Source organism: Niveispirillum fermenti, from assembly GCF_052474395.1.
Map to the genome: position 1 here is coordinate 2124120 of NZ_CP156681.1, position 12925 is coordinate 2137044.

Consider the following 12925-nt stretch of genomic DNA (forward strand, 5'->3'; position numbering starts at 1 on the left):
GGGACTTCACTTGGAAAAAGGGAAAATGCAAGGACGAAGCAGGCGAGGGGCAGGGGAGCTGTCGGGCTTTACTGCGCCGTCCAGCCGCCATCGACGGTCAGCGACGCGCCCTTGATGTTGGCCGCGGCATCACTGCACAGGAAGACCGTCAGGTCACCCAGTTGCTCGGGCGTCGTGAACTGCTTCGATGGTTGCTTTTCCGACAACAGCTTCACTTGTGCCTCCTGGCCGTTGATGCCTTCGCGCGCGGCCAGCGCATCGATCTGCTTCTGCACCAGCGGGGTCAGCACCCAGCCGGGGCAGATGGCGTTGCAGGTGATGGCGCCTTCGGCATTCTCCAGCGCCACGACCTTGGTCAGGCCGACGACACCATGCTTGGCCGCGACATAGGCGGCCTTGTTGGCGCTGGCCACCAGCCCATGGGCCGACGCGATATTGACGATGCGGCCCCAGCCCTTGGCCTGCATATGCGGCAGGGCGGCCTGGATGCCATGGAAAACGGCGGACAGGTTGATGGCGATCACGCTGTCCCAGCGTTCGGCGGGGAACTCCGTGACGGGGGCCGTGTGCTGGATGCCCGCATTGTTGACCAGGATGTCAACCCCGCCCAGCTTCTCCACCGCCAGGTCGATCATGGCCCGGATCTGGTCCGGCTTGCTCATGTCGGCGGCGGAATAAAGCGCCTGGACACCGTAATCCGCCTCGATGGCCGTGCGGACCGTTTCGATCTCCGCCTTGTCGCCGAAACCGTTCAGCACGACATGGGCGCCCGCCGCTGCCAGCCGGCGCGCGATACCCAGCCCGATCCCGCTGGTGGAGCCCGTGATGATGGCGACCTTATCCTTCAGCATGATGCTACTCGCTCCCTTGTCGTTCCGGCTGGACCGGCCTGCGGATGGATGCATGGAGATGAATACCCATTCGACTTTCAAATCAAGGGGTGCGTTTCAGCCGGTCGAGGATTCCCTGCACCGCGTCATCTTGCGGCTGAGCCGGTTGCGGTGCGGGGGCTGCCGGCTTTGGTGCGGGTTTCGGGGCCGGCGTGGGCGCTGCGGGGGCTGGTTTCGTGGCAGCCTCCTTCGCGGCTTCCCGCGCCCGCCGCTCCGCCTCCCGCCGGCCCAGCCAGGCATCGGCTGCCTCCAGGTCCAGGGTCCGCACGGCCGCCTGATCGGGCCCGGCCAGCCGGATGCCCATGGACGGCGCCGCTTTCGGGTCGGCCGGCCTGGCGGTCAAAGCCAGGTCCAGGGTGCGGTCGTGCCAGGACCAGCGGCCGGCACCGGTCAACGCGCCTTGCGGTCCGGCGGCATCGATGCCGCTGATCGCTGCGATACGGTCGGCCAGCGCGAAGGACAGGGACAGCGTGTCGAAGCCCGTCTGGCCACCGCGGCGCAGAATGGCGCGCAGGTTGGCCGGTCCCCGGGCCCCCCCCTCGGCCAGTCGCTTGCCGGTGGCGGCCAGGTCGATGCCGGTCACCGTGGATCCGTGCAGGGTGGCCTGCCCACTGCCGGAAAGGGAGGATGTGACGGCGTGCGGCGTGGGGCCGGTTCCGGTTCCTGTAAATGAAAGATCAAGCTTGCCGCCCTCAACGCCCAGGCTCTCTCCATTCAGCCAGGGCGGCAGGTCCGCCCCTGCGACCTCCAGCGTCAGATTGCCGGCCAGCGGCGATGTCTGCGTCTCCGCGTTGACCGGGTCGGCGGCGGTTTGCTCGATGGCGCCGCCGGCCTTCACGGTCCCGCCCCGCCATTGCGCGGTCGCTTCTTCCAGACGGATCAGACCCGCCCCTGCGGTCAGCGGCAGGCGGACCTGCTCCAGCTTTTCCCCGCCAAGCGTCAGTTGCCTTGCCGCGAAAATGATCTCGCCGTTTATGCGGCGCGTCCAGTCCAGGTTCCAGGCCGCGCCGTCGCGGGTCAGCCCCGGCAGCAGCAGGTCGGCATCCAGTGCCCCCAGGGCCAGTTCCCCCGACAGGCGGCCTGGCTGCGGCTCCTCGCCCGCGGACCGGCTCCAGTTCAAGGCCCCGGCCACCTCCTGTCCGGCGAAACGGCCCTGAATGGCGTCGATCGTCACCGGACCGGCCAAGGGGCCGGCGACGGATGCATAGATGTCGAGCGGCCCGGCCGGGCCGGCCGGCCGCCAGTCGCTGAAGAACAGCCGCAGCAGGTTCCCCGTCTCCGGCAGGGTGCTGCGCACCTTGAGGTCCAGGCCCGGACCCGCCTCCTCCCTGTCCAACGGGTCGGTGATGGTGCCGCCGACATGAGTACTGCCCCCCAGCGCATCGGCACGGATATCCGCGGCCAGGCGCACCATGTCGCCCACCAGCCGCGCCTCCACCGCCACGCTGCCCAGCCGTTCGGCCAGTACGGGGTCTGGCCGGCCCAGGGCCCGCAGAAGCGGTGCCAGGGACGGCCCGTTGGCCGTCAGCGTCAGATGCGAGCTTTCACCCTGATTGCCCGAAAGGAAGCCGCTGGCCCGTGCATTGATGCCCGCCACGGCATCGGCATTCAGCGCCCGCAGCGACAGGGCGTTGCCCGTCCAGCCGGCATCCAGCGTCAGCCCCTCCACGGGTATCCTGTCCACCGTCAGCAGGTCGGCCCGGCCTTCCAGGGTCAGGTCCATGCCTTCCATCACCGTGCGCAGGCCTGTCCAGGGCGGTGGTGCATCCGCCATGCGGTAGGCATCCAGGTCCAGCCGGTCCAATGTCAGGCGCAGGCCCAGACCCAGCCGGTCGCGTCGTGCCAGGGTGAAGGCACCCGTGAATGCCGTTGTATCCACGCTGCCGGCGATGTCCGTCAGGGCAAAATCCTGCGGCTTTCCGGCAAGCCGGCCGGTCAGCCGGGCTTGGCGCAGCCGTTCCGCCGGCACCGTCTCCACCGGCACACCGGACCAGGTCAGGATGGCGCGCAGATTGTCGCTGCGCGTATCCAGCAACACATCCGCCACCGGTGTGCTGCCGGTGAGGTCGACGCTACCCTTCACGGTCAGGGCTGTGGCACCGGGCAGGGTGGCAGCCATCTCCGCATCGTTCATCACGCCTGCTTCCAACCGGCCGACCAGCCGCAGGTCACGCAGGATTTCGCCATTCAGGCGTCCCTGGTCGGCCAGCAGGTCCAGTGTCAGCGGCGTATCCGGCAACCAGGGCCGCATGTCCGGCAGATCGGCGGCCAGCCCGTCCAGGTCCAGTGCCGTGAAGGCCAGGACGACAGCCCCTTCGCCCGCCGCCATGCGGGGCAGGTCGATGCTGCCCGTAGCCCGGCTGTCACCCCATTGCAACTCGATACCGTCCAGCCCGATGGCCTCTGGCGTGATGGCCAGATGACTGCGTAGGGCCAGCGCCGGGCCGGTATCGGTGACTTCCCCCACCTCCTGCCCCGCGAGGTGCCGTGCCAGCCGCAGCAGGGGGGCGGCACCGCCGCCCTGCAGGACGATGTCCCCCTCCAGCTTCCAGGGGACGCCGCCGGCAGGCAGAATGCCCGTGAAGCGCAGATCGGTGCGGGCATCGGGCAGGGTCAGCAGCGCGCGTACCGGGGTCCCGCCATTGGCCGTGCGGCGGGCGGCGTTCAGGGCAAGCCGCACCGGCATGCCACCCAGACCGCCATTGGCCATCAGTTCAAACGGCCCGTCGGGTCCGCCGGCCCCCATCTCGCCCGATAGCCCGGTCAGCCGCGTGATGCTGCCATCCGGCCGCTCCAATGCCAGGGAGCCGTCGCTCAGTGACAATCCCTCCACCTGCACCGACCCGCCCAGCGCTTCCGGGGCGACCGGCCAGCGCGCTGGTCCGTCGCCCGGCAGTAAGGCCCGCATTTCCGCCTTGCGCAGGACCAGATGCTCGATCTGCACCCGCCCCTGCAACAGCGGCAGCGGCCTCACCCGCATATCGACGCTGCCGATGCTGGCCAGCACCTCTCCGTCATCCAGCAGGCGGACCGATCCCGCCCGCAATGTCGGGGCCGGCAACAGGCTGAGATCCAGGTCGCCATCGATGACCACCTGCCGGCCCGTCAGTTCCGTCAGGCCATCGGCCACCCGCGACCGGAACTCGTTCCAGGGAACCAGGGCCGGCCCGACCAGGGCCAGCAGCACCAGCAGGCCCAGGCAAAGACCGGCAATGACCGCAATCCGCTTCACGCCCGTTCCATTCCTCTTGCTATCGGTTGGCCGCAGGGCCTTAACCTAGGGGATCGGTGGCTGGCAGGATAGGTATTGATATGGCCGAAATCGTGAATCTCAATCGTGCCCGAAAAGCGAAGGCGAAGGCCGAGCGGGAGAGCCGGGCGGCCGAGAACCGTATCCGTTTCGGCCGGACAAAGGCGGAAAAGCAGAAAAGCCAAGCCGAGGCCGCCGCCGCCCGCACCCGGCTGGATGGGCAAAAGCTGGACTGACACCGGACAGGGGCCGTTGGCGGGCCGAAGCCCGCCTGCCGAACGCTGTCGCAAACCCGGTCAGCCTGCCTTGCGCTTGCGGGCGGGTGCAGGCGGGGGGGCTGCGACGGTCTTTCGCAACAGGTAGGGGGCCAGGTAATGGCCCGTGTGGCTGCGGCTGGATGTCGCCACCTGCTCCGGTGTGCCGGCCGCCACGATCTCCCCGCCCCCGTTGCCGCCTTCGGGACCCATGTCGATCATCCAGTCGGCGGTCTTGATGACCTCCAGATTATGCTCGATCACCAGCACGGTATTGCCCTGGTCCACCAGCGCGTGCAGCACTTCCAGCAGCTTGCGGACATCCTCGAAATGCAGGCCCGTCGTGGGTTCGTCCAGGATATAGATGGTGCGGCCCGTGGACCGGCGAGCCAGTTCCTTGGCCAGCTTCACGCGCTGCGCCTCGCCGCCCGACAGGGTCGTGGCGGGCTGGCCGATCTTGATATAACCCAGGCCCACCCGGTCCAGTGTCTCCAGTTTGTCGCGGATCGACGGCACGGCGCGGAAGAATTCCGCCCCTTCCTCCACCGTCATGTCCAGCACCTCGGCGATGCTCTTGCCCTTGTACAGGACTTCCAGCGTCTCGCGATTGTACCGCTTGCCATGGCAGACATCGCAGGTGACATAGACGTCGGGCAGGAAATGCATCTCGATCTTGATGACGCCGTCGCCCTGACAGGCTTCGCACCGCCCACCCTTGACGTTGAAGCTGAAGCGGCCGGGGCCATAGCCCCGCGCCTTCGCCTCCGGCAGGCCCGCGAACCAGTCGCGGATGGGGGTGAAGCAGCCGGTATAGGTCGCGGGGTTGGACCGCGGGGTCCGGCCGATCGGTGACTGGTCGATATCGATGACCTTGTCGATATTCTCCAGCCCGTGGATGGCGTCGTGATCGCCCGGATGCTCGCGGGCGCCCATCAGCCGCTTTGCCAGCGCCTTGTATAGTGTCTCGATCACCAGGGTGGACTTGCCACCCCCCGAGACGCCCGTGACACAGGTGAAGGTGCCCAGCGGCACCTGAGCCGACACGTTGCGCAGGTTATTGGTGCGGCAGCCCGTGACCTCCAGGATCTGGCCCGGATGACCCGTGCGGCGCACGGCCGGCACCTCGATCCGCCGCCGGTCGGACAGGTAGAGAGCGGTCAGGCTGCTGGGATGAGCCATGACCTCCGCCGGTGTACCCTGCGCCACGATGGTCCCACCATGCACGCCGGCACCCGGACCCATGTCGACCAGATAATCGGCCTCGCGTATGGCGTCCTCGTCATGTTCGACGACGACGACGGTATTGCCGATGTCGCGCAGCCGCTTCAAAGTGGACAGCAGCCGGTCATTGTCGCGCTGGTGCAGGCCGATCGACGGTTCGTCCAGCACATAAAGCACGCCCGTCAGGCCCGATCCGATCTGCGATGCCAGGCGGATGCGCTGGCTTTCGCCACCCGACAGCGTGCCCGACGCGCGGTCCAGGGCCAGATATTCCAGCCCGACATTGTTGAGGAATCCCAGGCGCTCGTTGATCTCCTTCAGGATGCGCACGGCGATGTCGCGCTGCTTCTGGGTCAGGTGGGGGTCAAGGTTGGCGAACCAGTCCGCCGCCTGCCGGATCGACATGCGGCTGATATCCGCGATGTTCAGCCCCCGGACCCTGACGGCCAGGGCTTCCGGCTTCAGTCGTGCGCCCTCGCAGGCCTCGCAGGGCTGCGCCGACTGGTACTTGGACAGTTCCTCGCGCACCAGGGCGCTCTCGGTTTCCTTCCAGCGGCGCTGCAGGTTGTTGACCACCCCCTCGAACGGCTTCTTTGTCTCGTAGGAACGCAGGCCATCATCATAGCGCATGGTGATCGGTGCCTTGCCGGACCCGTAAAGGACGCACTGGCGCACCTCGTCGGGCAATTTTTCCCAGGGCAGGCGGATATCGGCGCCGAAATGGGCGCAGATGCTCTCCAGGGTCTGCAGGTAATATTGCGAGGTCGAGTTGGCCCAGGGCGCGATGGCGCCCTCCTTCAGGCTCAGCCGCTCGTCGGGAACGACCAGCATAGGATCGAAATAATGCTTCGAGCCCAAACCGTCGCAGGCCGGGCAGGCCCCGAACGGATTGTTGAAGCTGAACAGCCGCGGTTCCACCTCCTCAATCGTGAAGCCACTGACGGGGCAGGCAAATTTCGCGGAAAAGACCGTGCGCTCCCCGCTGTCCGCATCCTCCGCGAAGATCAGCCCGTCGGACAGGTCCAGCCCCGTCTCGATCGAATCGGCCAGCCGGTTGCCAAGGTCGGCCTGCACCTTCAGCCGGTCGACCACGACCTCGATATCATGCTTCAGCTTCTTGTCGAGGGTGGGGGCATCCTCGATCTCGTACATTTCCCCGTCGATCTTGACGCGCTGAAAGCCGCGCTTGCGCAGTTCCGCCAGTTCCTTCTTGAATTCCCCCTTCTTGCCGCGCGCGATGGGGGCCAGCAGATAGAGCCGTGTGCCTTCCGGCATGGACAGGGTGCGGTCAACCATCTGGCTGACCGTCTGGCTTTCGATGGGCAGGCCGGTGGCCGGCGAATAGGGAATGCCGATGCGCGCGAACAGCAGGCGCATGTAATCGTAGATTTCCGTCACCGTGCCCACGGTGGAACGGGGATTGCGGCTGGTGGTCTTCTGTTCGATGGAGATGGCGGGCGACAGCCCCTCGATACTGTCCACATCGGGCTTCTGCATCAGTTCCAGGAACTGGCGCGCATAGGCCGACAGGCTTTCCACATAGCGGCGCTGGCCTTCGGCATAGATCGTGTCGAAGGCCAGAGAGGATTTGCCGGACCCGGACAGGCCGGTGATCACCACCAGGCTGTCGCGCGGCAAATCCACATCGACATTCTTCAGATTATGCTCACGGGCGCCACGGACGGAAATGTACTTGCTCATCGCTGCTTCTTCGCTTTCAGCCCCGTGGGCCATTGCCATGCTGCGGTGCGGTTAAGGATAGGCAACCCGGCGTGATTGCCAAGGCCACCATTGTGCGGGGGCGTCATGTCGCCAGCAGGGCCGAAAGCCGCCGCGGCGCGATGGCGCGGTAGCTTTCAAGCAGCCAGTGGCACAGGCGCTCGACATCCGGCTGATCTCCCGCCGCGAATCCGAAGCTGACCCAGCCGGCCTTGCCCAGCCCGTATCCCGTCGGCTCCGCGCCCGCAACGTCGAGGGCGAAATCGCGCGAATGCGGCAGCTTCATGCTGATCCGCAGCGCTCCGTCGCCGGGACGGGACAGGAACACGAATATCTTGCCGTTGACCTTCACGACCCGCTCCCCCCAAGGGAAATCCTCCACCGCGCCGGGCAGGGACAGGGCACGGGTTCTCAATGCCTGTTCGGCGGCTGCAAGCGGTTGGTCGGTCATCGGCTGCATCCTGGAGACGGTCGCATTCACCCACGGCCAGACAATGCCGCCTCGTGCCGGCAAATGCAATGTTCTTGCATTGTTCTTGTTTAATATTGTAGAAACGGGCGTGGGCCGGCGTTAGGCTGCGGGCGACAACGGCGGGACGCAGGTTCCACCGGCGATACCCTTTTGCGAAAGAGCGACACATGGCGGGCAGCGTCAACAAGGTCATCCTGATCGGCAACCTGGGCCGCGACCCGGAGGTCCGGTCGCTTCAGAATGGCGGCAAGGTCTGCACGCTGCGCATCGCCACGTCGGAAAGCTGGAAGGACCGCAATTCCGGCGAACGGCAGGAACGGACCCAGTGGCACAGCGTCGTCATCTTTAACGAGAATCTGGCGGGGGTCGCGGAACGTTTCCTGCGCAAAGGCAGCAAGGTCTATGTCGAAGGCCAGTTGGAGACCCGCAAGTGGCAGGACCAGCAGGGCCAGGAGCGTTATACGACCGAGGTTGTCCTGCGTCAGTTCCGGGGTGAGCTGACCCTGCTGGACGGGCGTGAAGGCGGCGGCGGGGCCTCGTCCGGTGGCGGATATGATGACCGCGGCGGTGATTATGGTGGTGGCTATGGCGGCGGAAGCGGCGGTGGCGGCGGCTATGGTGGCGGCGGCGGTTACGAGGATCGGGGTGGTTCCGGCCGCAGCAATGGTGGCAGTGGCGCCCGTAGCGGGGGGAACACCCGCCCCAGCCCGGCGGCCGACCTGGATGATGAAATCCCGTTCTGAGCCTGCGTCCCCGCGATCGCGGAAGATCACCGGGTAACGAGGGAGACAGGAGCCGGAGGGCCCCCGATGGCGGTACCGCAGGTCCCGCTATCCGGCGGGCTTGGCGCCCCGGTTCCGGTTTTGCGGTGGGCCTTTGGTTCGCCTGACGTGCGGCGCGCGTGTCGTGACGGATCCGCACGACAGGGCAGCAGATGATGCAGCGGCTGACAGGGCAGCGTGGGTTCGGCGGCGGTATGCTCCGCCGTCACCTGATGGCCCCCATGCGCTTCAGTTTCCACAGAATGCCGGGGGCGGACAGCACGGGATGGCGCCGTTGCCAGGGTGTCAGTTCCAGACGCATGCCGGAATGGCGGTGCAGCTTCCATAGAAGATAATCCACGCCGCCCTGGAAGGTGAAGGCTGCCTTCACCAGCCGGGCAACGTTCAGCCCCTTACCGAACAGGCGCCGCCTGGCCCAGGCGCGCACCCCCCTTGTCCGTTCCGTCTGGCCCATCAACGGCAGCAGGATCCCGCCGGCCTTTTCCTCGCAGGTGATGCCGGCCGCCTGCCAGGCGGGGACCAGCAAGGCCGTGTAGCGGTCGGCCGCATGGTCCACCAGGCTGACACCGCGTGCCGCCTTTTCCACCCGCAATTCGGCGGCATAGGTGGCCATGAACAGTGCCTCCCAATAGTCGCGTGCCGTTCCCTGGGCCGGCCCCAGCAGGGCCGCCCAGCGGCCGGCTGTGGAAACGGCCTGTGCCACGGCGGCCAGGACCCGGCCGGTTGCAGCAGCGTCGCGTGCATGGGCCAGCAGCACAGGCTGGGCGAAACGTGCCCAGATCGTGGTGTCCCAGCCGCCGAAGCGGTTGGCGGCGGCGAACTGGCCGATGCCCATCACGGCAACCTTGGCCCGCAGGACATGCCCCTGCCAGGGCACCTCCCAATATTCCACGCTGGGCGGCAGCAGGTGTGTCGCGGCGGCCAGGGACCGGCTATCCCGCCAGGGTGTCAGCCTGTCCAGCAGCACATAGAAGTCCAGCACCCCCTCCACATCGCCGGAGCGGAGGTTGGAGCCATAAAACAGCACGGCGGCGACATTGTCCCCGCCATGGTCCCGCAATGCGCGCACCAGCGCCGCAGCCGGGTCCGGCAGGGGCGCTTGCCATTCGGTGCGGATCAGGTCGGCGAGGCGGGGCGGGGCGGTCACGGCTGCACGAAGGTGATGCTGTCATGGGCGGACAGGATGACATGACCGGCGGGATAGGTCTCCCCATCCATGATCAGGGGCCGGGTGAGGCGCAGCCCGATCCGCTCTGCCCCGCCGGAGCGATAGGCGTCGCCGGCCCGCATGGCGGCCCCGGGCCGGCCCTTCATCAGCCGGGGCAGGGCGAAGAGAAGGCCGGGCGGGCGGGCCGCGACATCCAGATAGCGCAGTGGCCGGTCGCCATGATCCCAAAAGGGCCACAGCCCCATGATCAGCCGGTTCAGCGTGGTGGCCAGGAACAGGAAACGGTTGCCATCATCCATGGTGCCGTCATCGATGGCGGCGCCGAAATCCTCCCCCGCCAGCCAGCCATGCCGGTCGTTGCCGACCAGCGCCCGGCCCAGCACGCCGGCCATGGTCAGGGCCACGGCGATTTCCTGCGTGAACCCGGCCTTGTGGATGGCCGCATTGGCCAGGTCGGTGCCGCGCGTGAAGGCGCCGGCCCCCATGAACATGCCGCGCACGTCCCGGTGTTCGCCATCCGGCCAGTGCAGGGACAGGACGGGCCGGCGCACGGCATGCCGGCCCAGCGAACCGTCCCGCACGGTGTTGAGCAGCCGTTCCAGCCCCCTGGCGCCATGGCCGGTGGTGCCGACATCGGCCGCAATCAGGTTGGTTTTGCCGGCGGCCAGGATGGCCAGCCGTGGCGGCGTGTCGCCATAGGCGGCGGGCAGGGCGGTCAGCACGTCGCGCACCGTGCCGTCACCGCCATCCACGCACAGGATGTCGACGCCGCCACGGGCGAAATCGGCCAGCGTCTCCTGCAATTCCTGCGGCGAGGCGGGTTCGGCGAAATAGAAGCCGAGCAGGGCCGCCGCCTGGGCAGCCCTGTCACCGCCGACGCCCTTGTTGCGCTGGCTGTAGGGGTTCCGGATAAGGCCGAGACGCGCCATGACAGGGGTGTCAGGCCGACAGATAGGATTGGATGGGGCCCTTGCGGGCCGCCTGATGCGCCTGGACGATCTGGGCCATGTGGACGCCGAAGCAGAGCACGATCCATGCCAGCACGACCACCATGCCGATATCCGGCCGGCCCAGAAGCGTGGCCAGGGTCAGGATGATCAGGTTGGGATTGCGGCGTGCCGTGATCAGCCGGAAGAAGCTGTCGAACGGCCGCCAGGTGTGCATGTCGATCTTGAAGACCTTGATGAAATAGCCTTCCTGCAGACGCTGGGAGACATAGCCGACCCAGATGACGGTCAGCGCCAGGGCCATGCCGCCCGGCATGTCAAATCCCGCCGCCGGCAGGCCCGCGGCCCAGGCCCACCACCAGAAGGGCGGATGGACCAGATCGATGCCATGGTCGAAGATGTTGCCCCATTTGCTGCTGGTCAGGGTGACACGGGCCAGCTTGCCATCCACCGTGTCCAGGAAGGTCATGATCCATCCGGCCGCCAGGCCGGGCAGGTAATGCCCCTGCCAGAACAGCCACAGCGCCAGCAGCATCAGGATGGCCCCGATGCCCGTCACCATGTTGGGGGTCATGCCGGCCACGGCGCAGGCCTTGGTGACGTGGCGGGCCGGCAGGGGCCAGACATATTTGGTCACGATGTCGGTGACGCCCTTGTAGCTGCCGGCGAACATGCGCTGTTCGATCCTCGGCAGCGCCTCGGGCGTCAGGCGCAGCAGGAACGGCGCCTCCCGCTTGCGCAGGGCATGATTATAGCTGGAGGACAGATCGTCCGGGACCAGCACGCGCAGCCGCCCGGCCAGCTCGTCCGGAACGACTCGTGAATTGTTCAGCATGGATGCCGCCGCCGCTGCATCGGCTGCCGAAACATGGGCGGCCACGGGTTCCCGGTTGCGCGCATCGACCAGGATGGTGCCCGGCCTGCGCATCAGGTCGCGGACCAGCACCTCGTCGAAGACCCAGTCGGTCCGCAGCAGAAGCTGGCTGCTGCCATGATCCTGACCGTCCCAGGCCCGCACCTCCTTCACGCCGTTACGCACGCATTGCCGGCGCAACCGTTCAGCGGAGGTCATGCCCCATAGGCGGACGGGATTGTCACCGATGGTGGCGGCCATCGGCAGGGCGGCATCGGGGGCGGGGTTTTCGGCGGACAAGGCGTGAACCATGATCAAGGGGGATTTCCTGGCCGTCTTCATACAGCCTGACGGGAGCTTTGCCTATCGCCTGTGCGACAATGTAGGGTGTCGCCCATGCAACCCTTCCGCTTTGCCCATCTTTCCGACCCGCACCTGCCGTTGGCGCCCGACCGTCCCCGCGGGTTGGAATGGCTGTCCAAGCGGACGCTCAGCTACCAGTCCTGGCAACGCAAGCGACGGCATGCCCATACGCCGGACATGCTGGCCGCCATTGTGGCGGACATCCGGTCGCAGGGCGTGGACCATTGGGCCGTGACGGGTGACATCGCCAACATCTCCATGCCCGGTGAGTTCACGCGCGGTGCCGCATGGCTGCGGTCACTGGGAAGTGCGGAGGATGTGAGCTATGTCCCGGGCAACCATGACGCCATGGTGCAAGTGCCCGTCGAGCGCGGGCTGGGGCTGTGGGCCGATCATATGCGCGGCGACGATGCCGACCCGCAGGCCGTGCCGTCCTTTCCCTATCTGCGTCAGCGCGGTTCCGTCGCCTTCATCGGTGCCAACAGCGGCGTGCCCACCGCACCGCTTCTGGCGACGGGGCGCCTGGGTGCCGCCCAGATGGAGCGGCTGGGCGACATGCTGGCCGATGCGGGCCGGCGCGGGCTTTTCCGCGTGTTGATGGTGCATCACCCGGTGGGCGATGGCGTCGTCTCCAACCGCAAGGGGCTGACCGACCGCCGCGAACTGCGTTCCCTGCTGGCCCGTACAGGTGCCGAGATTCTGTTGCACGGCCATGCCCATGTGGCCAACCTGTCACAGGTGAAGGGGCCATCGGGGCCCATTCCCAGCCTGACGGCGCCATCGGCCTCGGCCATCGGCTGGCGGCATGACATGCCGGCCCGCTGGCATCATGTGACGGTGGACACCGACGCCGGTGATTGGCGGGTGCAGGTGGAAGTGCGCGGCGCCCGGCACCGGGACGGCCCGGTCACGGCGCTGGGGGGCTGGTCCCTGCGGCTGCCCCGCGGCTGACGGTGTTCGGCCCGATTGCCACCGTTGTCTGTTGCCACTAAAGTGCCGCCATTGT

General features: G+C 67.3%; 10 protein-coding genes. 3 read left to right on the plus strand and 7 right to left on the minus strand.

Features of this window, described 5'->3' with window-relative positions:
• Positions 1 to 68: 68 nt before the first annotated feature.
• Together ABC728_RS21190 and ABC728_RS21195 are read right to left on the minus strand one after the other, a co-directional pair.
• On the minus strand, positions 69 to 851 hold the full coding sequence (locus ABC728_RS21190) for a 3-hydroxybutyrate dehydrogenase (RefSeq protein ID WP_416617439.1): 783 nt from the start codon (positions 849 to 851) through the stop codon (positions 69 to 71).
• 82 nt (positions 852 to 933) lie between these two features.
• Complete coding sequence (locus ABC728_RS21195) at positions 934 to 4122, minus strand: AsmA family protein (RefSeq protein ID WP_416617438.1); 3189 nt, start codon at positions 4120 to 4122, stop codon at positions 934 to 936.
• An 80-nt stretch (positions 4123 to 4202) separates the two neighbouring features.
• On the opposite strand from ABC728_RS21195, the gene ABC728_RS21200 reads away from it, so the two are divergent.
• Positions 4203 to 4376 (plus strand): DUF4169 family protein, encoded by a 174-nt coding sequence (locus tag ABC728_RS21200; RefSeq protein WP_416617437.1) that lies wholly within the window; start codon positions 4203 to 4205, stop codon positions 4374 to 4376.
• Positions 4377 to 4436: 60 nt separating this feature from the next.
• Here ABC728_RS21200 and uvrA read toward each other — a convergent pair whose 3' ends face one another.
• Both uvrA and ABC728_RS21210 read right to left on the minus strand, forming a co-directional pair.
• The gene (uvrA, locus tag ABC728_RS21205; RefSeq protein WP_416617436.1) at positions 4437 to 7316 is read right to left on the minus strand and encodes an excinuclease ABC subunit UvrA; all 2880 of its coding nucleotides are present in this window, start codon (positions 7314 to 7316) and stop codon (positions 4437 to 4439) included.
• Positions 7317 to 7419: 103 nt separating this feature from the next.
• Positions 7420 to 7785 (minus strand): MmcQ/YjbR family DNA-binding protein, encoded by a 366-nt coding sequence (locus tag ABC728_RS21210; RefSeq protein WP_416617435.1) that lies wholly within the window; start codon positions 7783 to 7785, stop codon positions 7420 to 7422.
• 188 nt (positions 7786 to 7973) lie between these two features.
• Between ABC728_RS21210 and ssb the strand changes: the two genes are divergently transcribed.
• A complete protein-coding gene (ssb, locus tag ABC728_RS21215; RefSeq protein ID WP_416617434.1) occupies positions 7974 to 8549 on the plus strand; it encodes a single-stranded DNA-binding protein in 576 nt (191 codons plus the stop codon).
• 244 nt (positions 8550 to 8793) lie between these two features.
• On the opposite strand, the gene ABC728_RS21220 is transcribed toward ssb, so the two are convergent.
• Genes ABC728_RS21220 through ABC728_RS21230 form a run of 3 tightly spaced genes read right to left on the minus strand, consistent with a single transcriptional unit; the run spans position 8794 to position 11868 of the window.
• Positions 8794 to 9735, minus strand: coding sequence for a hypothetical protein (locus tag ABC728_RS21220; protein WP_416617433.1), 942 nt, complete (start codon positions 9733 to 9735; stop codon positions 8794 to 8796).
• Positions 9732 to 10685, minus strand: coding sequence for a diacylglycerol kinase family protein (locus ABC728_RS21225; RefSeq protein ID WP_416617432.1), 954 nt, complete (start codon positions 10683 to 10685; stop codon positions 9732 to 9734). Before ABC728_RS21225 ends, ABC728_RS21220 begins: the two co-directional genes overlap by 4 nt.
• Positions 10686 to 10695: 10 nt before the next feature.
• Entirely contained in the window at positions 10696 to 11868 is a 1173-nt protein-coding gene (locus ABC728_RS21230) for a CDP-alcohol phosphatidyltransferase family protein (RefSeq protein WP_416617632.1), read from the minus strand.
• Between the two features lie 84 nt (positions 11869 to 11952).
• Between ABC728_RS21230 and ABC728_RS21235 the strand changes: the two genes are divergently transcribed.
• Complete coding sequence (locus ABC728_RS21235; RefSeq protein ID WP_416617431.1) at positions 11953 to 12870, plus strand: metallophosphoesterase family protein; 918 nt, start codon at positions 11953 to 11955, stop codon at positions 12868 to 12870.
• Positions 12871 to 12925 lie beyond the last annotated feature (55 nt).